The following is a 15,538-nucleotide window of genomic DNA, read 5'->3' as shown; positions in this document are numbered from 1 at the left end:
ATGGTGTTCAGCCACCCGCCCCGCAACCGGCTCACCAGGTCGCTGCTGTGGTTCGACAACACATTGCGCAAGCTCAAGGGCGACACGTTCCGGACCTTCGCCCACGAGCCCGCGGACATGATCGCCGTCCCGCTCCGGTCAGGGCTGCGGGACACCTACGCGTGGCGCGGCATCGGCTGGTGCGTCGTCGGACTCGAGCGCTAGGACAACCCCTAGGGCAGGTCCTGGCTCGGCTCGCGAGTGAAGTCGAAGCTGCGCACGTTGTCGGGCTCCGGCTCGTCGTCGTCCTCGGGCTCGTCGGTCCACGACTCGTCGGGCGGGCCCTGGTCGGGGAAGTGTCCGAGGTAGGCCATCGCGGCATCGTGCAGCCGGCCGTTGGTCGCGAGCGCGTTGTCGCCCCATGGCCCGGGCTCGCCCGCGAGGCTCGTGAAGGTGCCTCCGGCCTCGCGGACGACGATGTCGAGCGCGGCCATGTCCCACACCTTGAGCTCGGGCTCGGTGGCGATGTCGACGGCGCCTTCGGCCAGCAACATGTAGGACCAGAAGTCGCCGTACGCGCGCGTGCGCCAGCACCGGCGCATGAGGGCGGCAAACGCCTCACCCTTGCCGATGACGTCCCAGCCGCTCAGTGAGGCGTACGACAGGGATGCGCTGTCGAGGTCGGAGACCTGGGAGACCCGGATCTCGCGGGACGACATGAGCGACTTGCCGGTGTAGGCGCCGGTGCCCTTGCTGGCCCACCAACGACGGCCCAGGGCAGGCGCCGAGACGCAGCCGGCGATGATCTCGCCGTCCTCCTCGAGCGCGATCAACGTCGCCCACACGGGAACGCCGCGGACGAAGTTGGACGTGCCGTCGATCGGGTCGATGATCCAGCGCCGCCCGCCGGTGCCGGCCGTCCCCTCGACCTCGCCGTGCTCCTCACCGAGCACGTCGTCGCGGGTGCGGGCGGACTTGAGGGTGCGCCGGATGGCGGCTTCGACGGCCTCGTCGGACTCGGTCACGTAGGTCATGTCCGGCTTGGTGTCGACCTGGAGATCGATCGCGCCGAAGCGGTCCATCGAGAGGTTGTCGGCGTTGTCGGCGAGCACGTGAGCGAGGCGCAGATCGTCGTTGTACGAGTGAGCCATGGCCCTCAGAGTACGGCTTTCGGCCGCCAAAACCGCCAGCGGCACCCCAAAGGCTCGACCTTCAGTAGTCGTCCTTCTGGTTCATGCTCGCGAGGATGCGGCGGAACGACTCCACGCGCGCGGGCGGCAACGTGCCGTCCGCAACTGCGATGTCGAGGGCGCACTCCGGCTCGGTGGCCGAGTGCAGGCAGCCCCGCGGGCAGTCCCGGGTGACGTCCTGGAGATCGGGGAACGCCTTGATGAGGTCGTCGATCTCGACGTGGGCGAGGCCGAACGACCTGATGCCGGGGGTGTCGATGATCCAGCCGCCGAACGGCAGCTCGAGGCTGATCGCCGACGTCGAGGTGTGCCGGCCACGGCCCGTGACGGCGTTGACGTAGCTGACCGAGCGGTTGGCATCCGGGACCAGCGCGTTGACCAGCGTCGACTTGCCGACGCCGCTGTGCCCGACCAGCACGCTGACCCGGTCGCGCAGCGCATCGCGTACGTCATCGAGGTTGCCGTCGCGACGCGTCACCACCACGCGTACGCCGAGCGGCTCGAACATCGCGACGATCTCGTCGGGGGAGCCGAGGTCGGACTTCGTGAGGCACACCAGCGGCTCCATGCCGGCGTCGAACGCCGCGACGAGGCAACGGTCGATCAACCCGGGGCGGGGCGGGGGATCGGCGAGCGCCGCGACGATGACGAGCTGGTCGGCGTTGGCGACGATGATGCGCTCGATCGGGTCGTCGTCGTCCGCGGTGCGGCGCAGGACCGTGCGGCGGGGGGTGACCTCGACGATCCGGGCCAGCGAGCCCTCGGCGCCGCTGACGTCGCCGACCACACGGACCGCATCGCCGACGACGACACCCTTGCGGCCGAGGTTGCGCGACTTCATCGCCGTGATCACCCTCCCGCTCCCTGAGCCTGTCGAAGGGTCGTCGAGCGTGACGGTGTAGCGGCCGCGGTCGATCGTCACGACCCGGGCGGTGTCGGCGTCGTCGTAGTTGGGGCGGATCTTGGTGCGCGGCTTGGTGTGCCGCCGCGGCCGCTCGAACTGCGCGTGCTCGTCGTCGTCCCTCATGTCGCCACGCCCGTCAAAAGCCCACGATACGGACATGGCGACATGAACCCTGTCCGATGATTCGTTCGCTTGAGCTCACTCATGTCGCCACGCCCGTCAAAAGCCCACGATACGGACATGGCGACATGAACCCTGTCCCATGATTCGTTCGCTTGCGCTCACTCATGTCATCAGGCGTTCCCAGACCGGGGCGAAGTTGGGGTACGTCTTGATCGTCGTCACGACGTTCTCGACGTACAGGTCGGGCGTGCGCAGGCCCAGCACGACGCCGGCATGCGCCATGCGGTGGTCGTCGTAGGTCCGGAACGTCTCGCCGTGCAGCGGCCGCGGCCGGATGAGCAGCCCGTCGTCGAGCTCCTCGGCATCGCCGCCGAGGCGGTTGATCTCGGTGACGAGCGCCTTGAGCCGGTCGGTCTCGTGACCGCGCAGGTGCGCGACGCCGACGAGGGTCGACGGCCGGTCGGCGAGGGCCGCGATGGCGGCGATGACCGGAGTCAGCTCGCCGACATCGTGCAGGTCGAGCTCGACGCCCTTGAGCGTGGGGCCGGCCGCGAAGACGAGGTCGGCACCGTCGCGTTCGACCGTGCCGCCGAACGCCGGCACGATCGTCTGCCATGCGTCGCCGGCCTGGTCGGTGTGCTCCGGCCAGTTGCGGATGCGGACCCGCCCGCCCGTGACGAGCGCGGCGCCGATGAAGACCCCGGCGTTGGACAGGTCGGGCTCGATCTCGACGTCGAGGGCGCGGATCGGTCCGGGGTGCACGTGCCAGCGGTTGGGCTCGTCGGTGTCGACGCGCACTCCGCGGCGGCGCAGCTCGGCGATCGTCATCTCGATGTGCGGCATCGACGGCAGGGTGGCGCCGGTGTGCCGGAGGTCGAGTCCCTTGTCGAAGCGTGCGCCGGCGAGCAGGAGCGCCGAGACGAACTGGCTGGAGGCGGTGGCGTCGACCTCGAGCTCGCCGCCGGTGACGTGCCCCGCACCGTGGACCGTGAAGGGCAGCGCGCCCCGGCCGTCGTCGTCGACCCTGATGCCGAGGTCGCGCAGCGTGGCGATCGTCGTGCCCATGGGACGTACGCGGGCGTGCTCGTCGCCGTCGAACGTCACGGGTGCCGAGCCGAGGGCTGCGAGCGGCGGGACGAAGCGCATCACGGTGCCGGCGAGGCCGCAGTCGATGGCGGCCGGCTCGCCGCGATCCCAGGCCGAGGGGGTGATCGTCCAGGTGACGCCATCGCGCTCGATCGTTGCGCCGAGCGTCGTGAGGGCGCCGAGCATCAGCGTCGTGTCGCGGGAGCCGAGCGGCCGGGTGACGACCGAGGGGCCGTCGCCGAGGGCGGCGAGGATCAGGACGCGGTTGGTCAGCGACTTGGAGCCGGGAACCAGTACCTCGCCGTCGAAGGGCGTGTCGCGGTAGGGCGCGAGCCAGGGCAGCGGGGCAGTCATCGCCCCCAGCCTATCGGCGTCAGCCGCGCAGGTGATCGATCTGGTCGTGGACGGACGAAGCCGCCTCGCTGACCTTGTCCTTGGCGCGCCGGGCGATGAACTTCTTGTGCGGGTCGGGGTCGAGCGTCGCCATCAGCAACCCACCGGCCATCGAGACGTTCTTGAGGAAGTGGATGCGCTGGTTGCGGCGCGCCCCCGGGTCGGTCTCGTTCCAGTAGGGATGCCCGGCGATCGTCGTCGCGGGCATCGTTGCGGCGAGGCCCAGGGCGGCGAGTCTCGGGAACCGCCCCGTGGCGAGGGCGAGCCCGCCGAGCAGCTGGGCGGCACCATTGGCACGCACGAGGTTGGCGCCGTTGACGGGGAGCTCCGGGGCGAACTTCTTGATCAGGTCGGCCGTGGGCTGTGCCTTGTCCGCCCGCGGTCCGGGAGCCTTGAGTGCTGTGGCACCACCGTAGATGAACATCGAGGCGAGCATCGGACGGGCGACGGTGCGCAGCAGGGTCATGCCTCATTCATACCCGAATGCCTGTCAGAGGCAACCCCGCATCAGTTCAGCGGCCAGAGACCGGCTGCCAGGCGAGCCGAGTTGTTGCCGGGGACGGGGTCGCCGGGTGCTGTGACGGTGACCGTGCCTTCGGGATGCAGAAGTCCGGCGGTCTTGACGACGAAGCTGGTGCCTTGACCCGCTCCCAGAGACCTGGAGCAGGTCAGGGTTTCCAGATGCTGGTTGCGAGCTGTGCTGCCGCAGTCCCACCCGGGACTCACGACTCCGCGGAACTGGACGCTGCGCCGGAACGCGAGGGTGAGGGTCACGGTCTCGGCCGCGGCGCGCCCGCTGTTGGTGGCGCTGACGTCGATCGTGAGCTGCCGCTGCAGGAGCGGCAGGATCGCATCCGTGACCCGAACCGAGGCGATCGCGTAGTCGGTGGGGACGATCGGCTCGACGGTCGGCGACGGTGACGGTGACGGCGAAGGCGACGTCTCCGGTTCGGGCGAGGGCCTCGACGTGGTGGGCTCGGGGTCGGTCGGTGCCGTGACCGCGGGCGCCGACGTGGTCGTCGTCGGTCCGGGTGTCGTCGGCGTGGTCGTCGTCGGTCCGGGTGTGGTCGCCGTGGTCGTGGGCTCCGGACCTGCCGTCTCGTCGCCACCGGCGGTCGGGGGCGCCGGCGCCGGCGTGCTGACCCGCGGCGCCGAGACGTGCGGCGGGTCCTCGGTGTTCGCGCCGAAGTCGTTCGTGACCGCGATCGTGCCGACCGCCGCGACCGTCACGACGACCGCTGCAGCGACGACGCCCTGTGTGCCTGCGCTGGCGACCGCGGCCTTGACCGGGGCGAACACCGCATCGACGGCGGCGCCGATGCCGGCGAACGCCGCACCGCTCGTGACGTAGCCTGCCGCGGCGGTTCCGAGGAGCGCCGGGCCGAGGATGCCGGAGAGGTTCGAGTTGATCTCGGACAGCTCGAGGTAGAGCCCCATGCACCGGCTGCACTCGTCGAGGTGTGCCTCGACCCGGGCCGAGTCGCGCGTGGAAAGGCCCCTGCGGACGTACGAGCCGAGCATTCCGGTGGTCTTGTGGCAGCTCGCATGCAGGCTCGGTGCCAGATGGCTCTGCAGGTAGGCCTGACGCAGTCCTTCACGGGCGCGGTAGGCGAGTGCCGAGACGCTGTTGGGGCTCATGCCGAGCAGCGGCGCGATGTCGGCGGGCTTCTGCCCCTCGACGTCGAGGTGCCACAGGACGAGCTGCCACCTCTCGGGCAGGGCGGCGAACGCAGCGGCCGCGGCGCCCTGCTCGAAGCGCATCTCGGCCGGGTCGACGAACTCGATCGCGCGATCGAGCTCGGCCTCGTCGTCGGTCGTCCTGACCCGCTTCTCCAGTCGCGTGCGGTCGATGTGGAGTCGCCGGATCGAGGTCAGCAGATAGGCGCGGAAGAACTCATCGGGGCCCTTGCCGGCCTGCAGGAGCGTCAGCACACGGGTGAACGACTCGGCGACCAGGTCGTCGGCGTCAGGCCCTGGGACGAGCTGCGAGGAGAGCCGCGTTGCGGCCTCGCGATGGCGGTCGAAGAGCTCGCCGTACGCCTCGGTGTCGCCGTCGCGAACGGCAGCGATGAGCTGCGCATCGCTCGCCTCGACGAGCGTCGTGCTGGTGTCTGCCACGTTCCCCCCTCCCATGAGGACAACGACCTGCTGACGAAGCGGTCACGAATGCCTCGGCGTAATCGCGTCATACCGGCGTTCCCCGAGCGTCTCATACATGTCCGGATGGCGAAGGGAGTTCCTCATGTTCAGCTCGGGGATCGATGAAGCGCTCCTTGCCGACGCGGTAAGGGAGAACCGCCCGGACGTCGCCGACGTTGCACTCGAGGTGGGAGCGAGTGCAGCGCGGATCGGCGCCCCGCTCCACGAGGTCTTGGACCACGTGGAGCGGGCCTACGCCGGTCGGGAGCCCTCGTTCGCGGCGACCCGAGCGGCCGTCCTCGCGTGGGCCGAATGGGCACTCGTCCTGCACGCCGACGTCTCGTGCGAGGACCCCCTGACGTCGCTGGCCACCGGGGCGTACCTGCGCTCCCGACTTGCGGAGATCTACCGCGGGGCCGAACGTGACGGCCACCGGGTCGCCGACAGCAGCGCCCTCGTGGTCGTCGAGCTGCCGCGCGGGCACACGGGTCACGAGATCGAGCAGTCACTCCGTGCGCTCGACGTCGCCGAGGCCATGCGCGCCGTGTTCACAGGCGATGAGACCGTGGCCCAGATGTCGCCGCGCCGCTTCGCCGCGCTGGCCGGGCGGGAGCGAACCGACGCGCTGTCGATGAGCCTGCTGCGGATCCTGCTCGAACGCGCCCTCGGCAGGCACCTGCATCCGCGGTTGTGGGTCGAGGAGCTGCCGGCGTCGGCCGACGCCGTTGCCCACGTGCTGGCCGGCCTGTCGGAGTAGGCCGCCCTGTCGGTGTCACCACCTAGGCTGAAGGTATGTGCGGGCGCTATGCGACGACCCAGACCTCGGCATCGCTCAACCAGGCGTTCGAGGTCGACCTGGCCAACTCCTTTGTCGAGCTCGAGGCCGACTACAACATGGCGCCGACCAAGCTCGCGCCGTTGATCATCGGGCGCCGTCCCGAGGAGCTCGCAGCCGACGCACCGCCGCAGCGCGAGCTCCTGACGGCGCGGTGGGGGCTCATCCCGAGCTGGGCCAAGGACCCGTCGATCGGCAGCCGCATGATCAACGCCCGGTCAGAGACCGCCGCCGAGAAGCCTGCGTTCAAGAAGGCCTTCGCCCGGCGACGCGGGCTCGTGCCCGCCGACGGCTACTACGAGTGGTACGCCGGCGAGGCCCGCGAAGGCGAGCGCAAGCCCAAGAAGCAGCCGTTCTACATCACGCCCAAGGACCGTTCGGTGCTCGCGATGGCGGGTCTCTACGAGTTCTGGAAGGACCCGGCGACGGGTGAGTGGGTCATCAGCTACACGATCCTCACCACCAGCGCCGAGGACGGGATGGGCCACATCCACGACCGCATGCCGATGTTCCTCGAGCCCGATGCGTTCGATGCCTGGCTCGACCCCGCACCGAAGCCTCCGGAGCAGCTGCTCGAGCTGCTGATCCCGGCAGCCCCCGGTCGCCTCGACGCCTTCCCGGTGTCGACCGAGGTCAACAACGTCGCCAACAACGGACCCGATCTGATCAAGCCGCTGCCCCCGGAATAGCGGGCACCTCCGCACGGTTGAACACCCCAGGAGGTCAGATGCAGACACAGATGTATCCGCGTGAGAGGTCCCTCACGCCGCTGAGCCCACGTCCCCAGCCCGGAGTAGGCTGGGAGGCGATGACCCTCACCGGCGAAACCCCCGAAAGCGCCGACCAGCGCGAGACCGAGACCTCGGAGCAGCAGCAGGCGCGCTTCGAGGCCGACGCCCTGCCATTCCTGGACCAGCTCTACTCCGCCGCGCTACGCATGACCCGCAGCCCGCACGACGCGGAGGACCTCGTCCAGGAGACCTACGCCAAGGCGTTCAGCGCGTTCCACCAGTTCAAGCCCGGCACCAACCTCAAGGCCTGGCTCTACCGCATCCTGACCAACACCTACATCAACTCCTACCGCAAGAAGCAGCGCCAGCCGCAGCAGGTCACGGACGAGATCGAGGACTGGCAGATCGCGCGCGCCGAGTCGCACGGGTCGAGCGGCCTCAAGTCGGCCGAGATGGAGGCGCTCGAGCACCTCCCCGACAGCGACGTCAAGGACGCGCTCCAGGCGCTTCCCGACGACTTCCGCTACGCGGTCTACCTCGCCGACGTCGAAGGTTTTCCCTACAAGGAGATCGCCGAGATCATGGACACGCCGATCGGCACCGTGATGTCGCGGCTGCACCGCGGTCGCCGCATGCTCCGCGAGATGCTGTCCGACTACGCCCGCGATCGCGGCATGGCCGTCACGGGAGCAGGTGACAAGTGATGACTGATCCGTGCGAAGGACCCGACTGCGAGAAGGCACTCGAGAACCTCTATCTGTTCATCGACCAGGAGATCGACACCGCGAGCTGCGCCGAGATCCAGTCGCACATCGACGAGTGCACCGACTGCCTCGGCGAGTACGACCTCGAGCGCGTCGTCAAGTCCCTCGTGTCGCGCTCATGCTCCGAGGTGGCACCCGAGCCGCTGCGTGAGAAGGTGCTGTTCTCGATCCGCCAGGTGCACATCGAGATCACCGAGCAGAAGTCGACCTAACCTCGTTCACACGAAGAAATCCCCGTCCATCGGACGGGGATTTCTCATGTGTTGATGTCCACAGCTCACGCGTTGGGGCGCTTGCCGTGGTTGGCGCCCTTCTTGCGACGCGCACGACGCTTGCGACCGGTCTTGCCCATGATGATCCTCCTCGGAAGTCGAGGTCTCAGTCTCCCACAGGGGCGATTCGCGCCAGGAATCGCTCCCGGTCCACGATGACCCGGCGGATCTCGCCGGAGGCGAGCAGCGTGCCGCCGGCGTCGTGGGCTGCGACCTGAAAGCGTACGAGCCGACCGTCGGTGTGGATGACGGTGGCGGTTGCGGTGACCTCGGCGCCGACCGGGCTCGCGGCGAGGTGCTCCAGGTCGACCCGCGTGCCGACGCTGGTCTGGGTCGGCTCGAGCTCGAGCGCCGCGCACGTCGCCTCCTCGCACCAGGCGAGCACGCGAGGGGTGCCGAGGACCGCGAGGTCGCCGCTGCCGAGCACCCGCGCGGTGTCGGCCGCCGTGACCTTGTGCGTGACGCTGGCGGTGTCCATGCCGAGAAGACTACGACGACCAGGCGGACCAGAGGTCGGCATAGCGGCCGCCCGCAGCGACCAGGTCGTCGTGCGTGCCCTCTTCGACGATGCGGCCCTCGTGCATCACGACGACCCGGTCGGCCGACTGGGCCTGGGTCAGTCGATGGGCGACCACCAGGGACGTACGCCCGCGGGTCACGGCGATCGCGGCGTCCTCGAGCTCTCGCGCGCCGGACGATCCTGCCTCGGCTGTCGCCTCGTCGAACACGGCAACCCAGGGGTCGTGCAGCAGCACCCGCGCCAGCGCCAGCTGCTGCGCCTGTGACGGGGTCAGCGAATGACCGTGGTCGCCCACCACGGTGTCGAGTCCCTCGGGCAGCGCATCCAGCCATGAGAGGGCGCGCACCGTGCCGAGGGCCGACCTGATCTGTTCGTCGTCGGCGCCCGGCCGGGCCAGGTCGACGTTCTCGCGGACCGTGCCGGAGAAGACGTGGACGTCCTGGGTGACCAGGGCGATGCCCGACCGGATGTGGGACGGGTCGAGCGAGGCGAGGGGGAATCCGCCGATCCTGGTCGTGCCGGAGGTGGGCTGCAGCAGCCCGGCCGCGATGGCGCCGAGGGTGCTCTTGCCGGCTCCGGTCGCGCCGACCAGGGCGACCCGCTCTCCGTCGGCGACCCGCAGGGTCACGTCGGCCAGGACCCGGTGCCCCTCGACGTACTCGTGGCCGATGCCGATCATCTCGAAGGCCCCGGAGCGGACCGGGGAGGGACCGCCGGGTGCCGGCGGCGGCTCGAGCAGGGCAACCCCCGCGAGGCGGGCGAGCGAGGCGCCGGCCGACTGGATGTCGTCGAAGATCATCAGCAGCGCGCCGATGGGGTTGAACAACCGGTGGAAGTACAGCGCGGCGGCGGTCACGGCACCGACCGTCGTCAGGTCCTCGCGCACCAGGAGGAAACCGGTGCCGAGCACCAGGCTCAGCCCGATCAGCTCCGACCGGTTGGTGCGGGCGCCGAAGCGGGTCAGCAGCGAGAACACGTCGAGCGCGATCGTCATGGCATGGTGCGAGTGGTGGGTGATGCGGTCGATCTGCGCCTGCTCGCGCGACAGTGCGCGCAAGGTGGATGCGCCCTGCACGCCGTTGACGAGCACCTCGGCCCGCTCGCCCTGCGCGATGCGCTCCCGCCGGTAATAGGGTCCGGACCGCGGGAGGTACCAGCGCAGGCCCAGGACGTAGAACGGCGCTGCCGCGAGCCCGGCAAGGCCGAGCCGCCAGTCGAGCGCGAACATGCCGCCGGCCGTGAACACGATCGCGACGAGCGACTGGATCAGGAGCGGGACGATCTGGGTCAGCGACTGGGCCACGGTGCGCACGTCGTCGCCCATGCGGGACAGCAGGTCGCCGGCACCGGCCTCCTCGAGCCGGATGCTGTCGAGGTGCAGGGCCCGGTCGAGTGCCTGCTCACGCAGGTCCGCGAGGGCCGGCTCGCCGGACTTGGCCAGGTAGGTCACCGACAGCGAGGTGCCGAGGCCCCCCACAACGCTCGCAGCGGCGATCAGGAGGGCGCCCTGGAGGATGCGCGACGAGTCGCCGCCGGTCGTGACGGTGTCGACGATGTCGCCGAGGATCCACGGGGCGACGAGCCCGGCGAGGCCCACGAGCACGAACGCGGTGGCCGAGACGAGCAGGGGCCCGCGATGCCACCGCAGCATGCCGGCCGCGAGGCGGGTCGTCTCGCCCCGGGAGGCGATCGGCAACAGCTGACGGCTCATCGCAGCACCGCCTGCCGGTAGTCGTCGTCATGCGACAGCTCGTGATGCGTGCCGCTCGCGACGATCCGGCCCTTCGTGATCATCAGGACGCGGTCCGCGCTCGCCAGGATGGCCGGGCTGGAGGTGATGACGATCGTGGCGAGGTCGGAGCCCTCGGGGTGGCGGAGCGACTGGATGCCCTCGGCGATCCGCTGCTCGGTCATGGCGTCGACGGCGCTCGTCGGCTCGGCCAGGACGAGGATCGGGGCCCGGGTCGCCAGGGCGCGGGCCAGGGCGATGCGCTGGCGCTGCCCGCCGGAGAACGTGGCCGCTCCGGCGGTGATCGGTTGCAGCAGCCCAGCCGGGTGCAGGTCGACGACGTCGCTCGCCGCCGACGCGGCGAGGATCTCGGCCAGCGCATCGTCGTCGAGGACGTCGTCCGGGTCGATCGTCGACCGCAGGGTCCCTTCGAACAGGTCGACGTGGTGCTGGCTCACCACGACCCGTGAACGCAGCGAGTCGATCGTCAGGTCGTCGATCGGGTGCCCGCCGAGGGTCAGCGAGCCAGCTCGGTCCTCAGGCAGCACCTCGCCGCGTACGAGCCGCACGAGGGTGTCGCTGCTCGCGGTGTCGTCGACCACGATCCCGAGCAGCTCGCCGCGTCGCGGGGTGATGTCGAGGTCGTACAGCGGACCGCTGGTCAGCTTCGTGACCGCGAGCTCCGGGCGGCTCTCCTCGAGGACCGTGCTCCCGTACGTCGCGAGGGCCGGGGTGTGGAGGAAGTCGACGACTCGCCGCGCCGACGCGAACGACGACGCGGCCTGGGCGCTGGTCTCACCGAGTCCGGTGATCGGCTCGGCGAGGAACTGGGTGAGTCCGACGATCGCGATGAGCTCACCGATGCTGATCGTGCCGTCGAGCGCGCGGGTGCCGGCGAGGTAGGCGACGAGGCCGAGGAAGAGCCCGCTCAGGGTCGCGGTGAGGCCGAACAGGTAGCCCATCGACTTCGCCGTCCGGATGCTCGCGTCGCGAGCGGCGGCGCTGTGCGTGCGGTACCTGCCCGTCGCGACGTCCTCGGCGCCGACGCCCTTGAGCGGCCGGAGCCCGTTGACGAGGTCGGTCGCGATGCCCGTCGCCTTGGCGATGCCGGCCTGCTGATCGGTGGTGTGGCGGGCGATGAGCGGTGTCACGACCTGGATCAGCACGAGCACGAGCGGCACGCCGAGCAGCACCACGATGCCGATCGTGAGATCGATGCGGAACAGCACGATCGCGCTCACCAGCACGCCGAGCAGCCCGGCCAGGGTGTAGCCGACGTGCCACAGGAACCGGCCGATCGTCTCGGCGTCGGACGTCGCGAGTGACAGTGTCTCGCCGGGCAGCAGGCCCGTACGCGCACCGTCCGGCCCCAGGACGTGCTCGCTGACCTCGACCCTCAGCAGGTGGGTCTCGAGCTCCAGCGCCCCGACGCCCAGGCGCGCCCCGAATCGGTACGAGTAGCTCAGCACCACGAACAGCGCGACGAGCATGCCGCCCCAGATCGCGAGCTCCGTCGCGTCACCCGTCGCGACCGCGCGGTCGATGATGACGCCGATGACGACTGGTACGAGCGCCTCGCACAGCAGCCAGGAGCAGATCAGGGCGTAGCAGCCGAACAGCTTCCTGCGGTGGCGGCGGAGTCCTCGGCGCAGGAGTGCCGCTGCGCTCCGGGGCGGAGCAGGAGCGTCGAGGGGCACCGGGTAAGGGTAACCTCACCCGCCGGGGCGCGAGCCACCCAGGTCCGGCGTCAGAGCGTCAGCGAGAAGGCCCAGAGGTCGACGTCGGGCTCGGGCGACCAGTCGAGGTCGGGGCGGCGTACGAAGCCCAGCGCGAAGTACAGCCGGTGTGCGGGTGCCATCTCCTTGAGCGAGAACAGCAGGACCTCGGTGAGACCGGTCGCGCGTGCGCGTTCGAGGCAGTGCTCCACCAGGGCGCGGCCCACCCCGCGACCGCGTGCCTCCGGCGCGATCGAGAGCGTACGGAACTCGCCCTGGTGCGGCTCCTTGGCGAGCTGCGCATCGGCCGACCCGTACGGGCACCACGTCACGGTGCCGACCAGCGCATCGCCGTCGTACGCCACCAGGAGCGTGCTGTTCTGCGCGCGGGACGCGGCGTCCGCGAGCCAGCCGGCGTAGCCGTGGTCGTACGTGCCGTCGGGGTAGGTCAAATAGCCGTCGGCGTCGTAGCCGGCCACGGTCAGCGCGCCGACGGCGGCATATTCCTCCTCGCGGGCAGGCCGGATGATCACGTCAGATGCCGGTGGTGTTGCGCGGATAGGCGGCGTTGACGTCCGTCATGACGTTGACGAGATAGGGGATGCCGGAGGCGAACGCCCGGTCGAGGGCCGGGCCGATCTGCTTGGGGTCGGTCACCATCTCGCCACCACCGCCCAGCGCCGTGACGACCTGGTCGTAGCGGGTCTGGGGGGCGAGGTCCGCGGCGACGTCATAGCCGTAGAGCCACTGCATGGGGCCCTTCTCGAGACCCCACGCCGAGTTGTTGCCGACGACCATGACGACCGGGAGATTGTGCCGTACGAGGCTGTCGACGTCCATCAGCGACATGCCGGCGGCACCGTCGCCGTACAGCAGCACGACCTGGCTCGACGGCCGGGCGATGCGGGCGGCCATCGCGGCGCCCATGCCGGCGCCGAGGCAGCCGTACGGTCCGGGGTCGAGCCAGCCGCCGGGTCGCTTGGGCTCGACGAACTTGCCGGCGAACGACACGAAGTCGCCGCCGTCACCGATCACCACGGCGTCGTCGGCCAGCCGGGGGAGCAGCTCGCCGTAGATGCGCGCCGGGTGGATCGGATCGGCCTCGGCCATCAGCAGCTCGCTGTCACGCTGTATCGCCGCGGCGACTTCGGCCTGGAGCGTGCCGATCCACGGCGACCAGTCGGGGCGCCGGCCGTGCTGCGACGGCGCGGTCAACGCGTCGAACAGCCGGGTGAAGAACCACGTCAGGTCGCCGCTCGCGGATGCGGCGAGCTCGGCGTGCGTCGAGACCTGGCCGGGGGAGTCGGCGACATGCACGGTACGTGCGGGGGTCGCGCCGTCCTTGCCGCCGAAGATGCCGTAGCCGAGGCGGAAGTCCAAAGGTGTGCCGACCACGATCACGAGGTCGGCCTGGTTGAACGACGTGGAGCGGGCCTTGGTGACGAGCTGCGGGTGGCCGCCGGGCACGATGCCGCGGCCCATGCCGTTGGAGATCACCGGGATGCCGGTCTCCTCGACGAAGCGCAGCGCGGCCTCCTCGGCGTGGTCGGCCCAGACGTCGGTGCCCAGGACGAGCACGGGACGCGCGGACTGCCGGATGAGCTCGGCGATCTGGTCCAGCGAGGCCGGATCGGGCTCGATCGGTGCCGTGGTGTTGCCCTGCGACTGCGTCGTTGCGGTCGTGCTGTTGAAGAACTCGTCCATCGGCACGTCGACGAACGTCGGGCCCCGGTGTGATGACCCGGCGAGCGTGAACGCCTCGTCCATCGCCGGGGCGATGTCGTCGACCTTGTGCGCCGTGGTGGCGGACTTGGAGATGCTCTGGAGGATCGGCGGCTGGTCGAGCTCCTGCAGGCTGCCCGAGCCCCAGCGGTTGTTGGGTGCGCGGCCGCCCACCACGACGAGCGGCGATCCGGAGAAGCTGGCCTGGGCGATGGGGCTGACGCCGTTGGTCACACCGGGTCCGGCGGTCAGCACGGCGAGGCCCGGCGTACGCGTCAGCTTGCCGATCGCCTCGGCGGCGAACACGGCCGTCGGCTCATGGCGGACGTCGATGATCGGCATCGGCGGCTCGGCCTTGACCGCCGCGTCGTACATCGGGAAGACGTGCGCGCCCGAGAGGGTGAACATCGTCTCGACGCCGTGCGCGCGGGCCACGTCGAGCGCGTGGATGCCGCCGTGGCCTTCGCGGGGTTCGCTCTCAGTCATGTGACGCAGGTTACTGGACCATGCGTCCGCATCAGCCGAGCGGCTTGGCCCTCGTCGTCGGCCGGTAGAGCCACGGGCTCTCGGCCCGGATCTGGTCGAGCACCGCGAGCAGGAGGTCGGCGCGGTGCGCGGGCTGCTCGGCGAACAGCTCGGCGTCGGCGCGCAGGTCGTCGCGACCCTGGACGCCGAGCGCGAGCTGCAGGTGCAGGGCGCGCAGGAACGACGACGTGTTGCGCACGCCGGGGGACGGCCACTCGGCTTCGAGGTGACCGCGCGTGCGGGGCGGCTTGATGCCGGCGCCCAGTCGAGCGAGCCACGGCTCGACGATGCTCGGGTCCAGCGCGTTGCGGTGCAGCAGCGTCATGACGGCGTATGCCAGCCGGTCGTCCTCGCCGTGGCGCCAGATGTATGCCGTCGGCGTCAGGACCCGGTCGGCGATGACGTCGAGCAGCACCGTGAGCTCGAGCCGGCCGAAGTGCCGCGAGCGGGCAAGGGCGGCCAACAGGTCGGCGCCATGGGCGATCGAGTTGGCCCAGCCCTGCTCGGGGATCCAGCCGCGATGGTCCTGCTCCCGGACGTACCAGGCCGTCGCCCGGTCGCCCCAGTCCAGGACAGAGGAGGCCGACATCAGGTGCTCGTTGTTGTCACGGCCGATGATCTCGGCGAGCATCAGCGCGCTGTAGGAGCGGCGCATGACCGACACGTCGCCGTCGTGGCCCAGGCCGTAGCGCAGGCCCGGCGCGATGCCGTCGCCCAGCCCGGACAGCAACTCGTCGTAGACGCCCCGCGTGATCCACGTGGTCAGCAGCGGGTAGGCGAGGTCCTCGCGCCAGCGGGGGTTGGAGTGGCCCAGCATCTCGACGAGCTCGACGGTGCACTCGTCGAGGCTGCGATCGCCGGGTACGTTCATCCCGTTCTGCATCACGGTTTGCCAGTACGCCTCAGACACT

General features: G+C 70.3%; 17 protein-coding genes. 5 read left to right on the top strand and 12 right to left on the bottom strand.

What is annotated here, in order from left to right; all coding sequences use genetic code 11:
- A partial coding sequence (locus V6M46_RS18350) for a hypothetical protein (protein WP_332667751.1) occupies positions 1-204 on the top strand: 204 nt, incomplete at its 5' end.
- Positions 205-212: 8 nt separating this feature from the next.
- On the opposite strand, the gene V6M46_RS18345 is transcribed toward V6M46_RS18350, so the two are convergent.
- The 5 genes from V6M46_RS18345 to V6M46_RS18325 all read right to left on the bottom strand — a co-directional run bounded on the left by V6M46_RS18345 (position 213) and on the right by V6M46_RS18325 (position 5,793).
- Entirely contained in the window at positions 213-1,130 is a 918-nt protein-coding gene (locus V6M46_RS18345; protein ID WP_332667750.1) for an inositol monophosphatase family protein, read from the bottom strand.
- A 61-nt stretch (positions 1,131-1,191) separates the two neighbouring features.
- Positions 1,192-2,196, bottom strand: a complete 1,005-nt coding sequence (gene rsgA, locus V6M46_RS18340; protein ID WP_332667749.1) for a ribosome small subunit-dependent GTPase A — start codon at positions 2,194-2,196, stop codon at positions 1,192-1,194.
- Between the two features lie 162 nt (positions 2,197-2,358).
- Entirely contained in the window at positions 2,359-3,636 is a 1,278-nt protein-coding gene (gene aroA, locus V6M46_RS18335) for a 3-phosphoshikimate 1-carboxyvinyltransferase (RefSeq protein WP_332667747.1), read from the bottom strand.
- A gap of 19 nt (positions 3,637-3,655) precedes the next feature.
- Entirely contained in the window at positions 3,656-4,141 is a 486-nt protein-coding gene (locus V6M46_RS18330; protein WP_332667745.1) for a DoxX family protein, read from the bottom strand.
- A gap of 41 nt (positions 4,142-4,182) precedes the next feature.
- Positions 4,183-5,793, bottom strand: a complete 1,611-nt coding sequence (locus V6M46_RS18325; protein WP_332667744.1) for a sigma-70 family RNA polymerase sigma factor — start codon at positions 5,791-5,793, stop codon at positions 4,183-4,185.
- Positions 5,794-5,890: 97 nt separating this feature from the next.
- Here V6M46_RS18325 and V6M46_RS18320 point away from each other — a divergent pair, with 97 nt between their 5' ends.
- The 4 genes from V6M46_RS18320 to rsrA are packed head-to-tail and all read left to right on the top strand — an operon-like array spanning position 5,891 to position 8,356.
- On the top strand, positions 5,891-6,571 hold the full coding sequence (locus V6M46_RS18320) for a hypothetical protein (protein WP_332667742.1): 681 nt from the start codon (positions 5,891-5,893) through the stop codon (positions 6,569-6,571).
- Positions 6,572-6,606: 35 nt separating this feature from the next.
- Positions 6,607-7,338 (top strand): SOS response-associated peptidase, encoded by a 732-nt coding sequence (locus tag V6M46_RS18315; RefSeq protein WP_332667740.1) that lies wholly within the window; start codon positions 6,607-6,609, stop codon positions 7,336-7,338.
- 50 nt (positions 7,339-7,388) lie between these two features.
- Positions 7,389-8,084 (top strand): sigma-70 family RNA polymerase sigma factor, encoded by a 696-nt coding sequence (locus V6M46_RS18310; protein ID WP_442880554.1) that lies wholly within the window; start codon positions 7,389-7,391, stop codon positions 8,082-8,084.
- The gene (rsrA, locus tag V6M46_RS18305; RefSeq protein WP_332667736.1) at positions 8,084-8,356 is read left to right on the top strand and encodes a mycothiol system anti-sigma-R factor; all 273 of its coding nucleotides are present in this window, start codon (positions 8,084-8,086) and stop codon (positions 8,354-8,356) included. The genes V6M46_RS18310 and rsrA overlap by 1 nt, the downstream gene beginning before the upstream one ends.
- Before the next feature lie 65 nt (positions 8,357-8,421).
- Here the strand turns inward: rsrA and V6M46_RS19635 are convergent, their stop codons facing one another.
- From V6M46_RS19635 to V6M46_RS18275, 7 genes are all read right to left on the bottom strand, one after another.
- A complete protein-coding gene (locus tag V6M46_RS19635) occupies positions 8,422-8,496 on the bottom strand; it encodes a 50S ribosomal protein bL37 (RefSeq protein ID WP_369797015.1) in 75 nt (24 codons plus the stop codon).
- Between the two features lie 26 nt (positions 8,497-8,522).
- The gene (locus V6M46_RS18300; RefSeq protein ID WP_332667733.1) at positions 8,523-8,894 is read right to left on the bottom strand and encodes a thioesterase family protein; all 372 of its coding nucleotides are present in this window, start codon (positions 8,892-8,894) and stop codon (positions 8,523-8,525) included.
- A gap of 10 nt (positions 8,895-8,904) precedes the next feature.
- Complete coding sequence (locus V6M46_RS18295) at positions 8,905-10,647, bottom strand: ABC transporter ATP-binding protein (protein ID WP_332667731.1); 1,743 nt, start codon at positions 10,645-10,647, stop codon at positions 8,905-8,907.
- Entirely contained in the window at positions 10,644-12,362 is a 1,719-nt protein-coding gene (locus V6M46_RS18290) for an ABC transporter ATP-binding protein (protein ID WP_332667729.1), read from the bottom strand. Before V6M46_RS18290 ends, V6M46_RS18295 begins: the two co-directional genes overlap by 4 nt.
- Positions 12,363-12,412: 50 nt before the next feature.
- On the bottom strand, positions 12,413-12,913 hold the full coding sequence (locus V6M46_RS18285; protein ID WP_332667728.1) for a GNAT family N-acetyltransferase: 501 nt from the start codon (positions 12,911-12,913) through the stop codon (positions 12,413-12,415).
- Between the two features lies 1 nt (position 12,914).
- Positions 12,915-14,588: an acetolactate synthase gene (locus tag V6M46_RS18280; RefSeq protein ID WP_332667726.1), complete on the bottom strand. Its 1,674-nt coding sequence runs from the start codon at positions 14,586-14,588 to the stop codon at positions 12,915-12,917.
- Between the two features lie 31 nt (positions 14,589-14,619).
- A partial coding sequence (locus V6M46_RS18275; RefSeq protein WP_332667724.1) for a DUF2785 domain-containing protein occupies positions 14,620-15,538 on the bottom strand: 919 nt, incomplete at its 5' end.

This window comes from Aeromicrobium sp. (assembly GCF_036676885.1).
Classification (GTDB): Bacteria; Actinomycetota; Actinomycetes; order Propionibacteriales; family Nocardioidaceae; genus Aeromicrobium.
Note: the sequence above shows the minus strand (reverse complement) of the source record. Positions and strands in the feature narration are given on the sequence as shown.

What these genes read in the sequence shown, in the direction of transcription:
- rsgA (WP_332667749.1), bottom strand. Translation starts at nt 2,196, where the DNA reads ATGAGGGACGACGACGAGCACGCGCAGTTCGAGCGGCCGCGGCGGCAC.
- V6M46_RS18295 (WP_332667731.1), bottom strand. Translation starts at nt 10,647, where the DNA reads ATGAGCCGTCAGCTGTTGCCGATCGCCTCCCGGGGCGAGACGACCCGC.
- V6M46_RS18310 (WP_442880554.1), top strand. Translation starts at nt 7,389, where the DNA reads ATGTATCCGCGTGAGAGGTCCCTCACGCCGCTGAGCCCACGTCCCCAG.
- V6M46_RS18300 (WP_332667733.1), bottom strand. Translation starts at nt 8,894, where the DNA reads ATGGACACCGCCAGCGTCACGCACAAGGTCACGGCGGCCGACACCGCG.
- rsrA (WP_332667736.1), top strand. Translation starts at nt 8,084, where the DNA reads ATGACTGATCCGTGCGAAGGACCCGACTGCGAGAAGGCACTCGAGAAC.
- V6M46_RS18345 (WP_332667750.1), bottom strand. Translation starts at nt 1,130, where the DNA reads ATGGCTCACTCGTACAACGACGATCTGCGCCTCGCTCACGTGCTCGCC.
- V6M46_RS18315 (WP_332667740.1), top strand. Translation starts at nt 6,607, where the DNA reads ATGTGCGGGCGCTATGCGACGACCCAGACCTCGGCATCGCTCAACCAG.
- V6M46_RS18280 (WP_332667726.1), bottom strand. Translation starts at nt 14,588, where the DNA reads ATGACTGAGAGCGAACCCCGCGAAGGCCACGGCGGCATCCACGCGCTC.
- V6M46_RS18320 (WP_332667742.1), top strand. Translation starts at nt 5,891, where the DNA reads ATGTCCGGATGGCGAAGGGAGTTCCTCATGTTCAGCTCGGGGATCGAT.
- V6M46_RS18330 (WP_332667745.1), bottom strand. Translation starts at nt 4,141, where the DNA reads ATGACCCTGCTGCGCACCGTCGCCCGTCCGATGCTCGCCTCGATGTTC.
- aroA (WP_332667747.1), bottom strand. Translation starts at nt 3,636, where the DNA reads ATGACTGCCCCGCTGCCCTGGCTCGCGCCCTACCGCGACACGCCCTTC.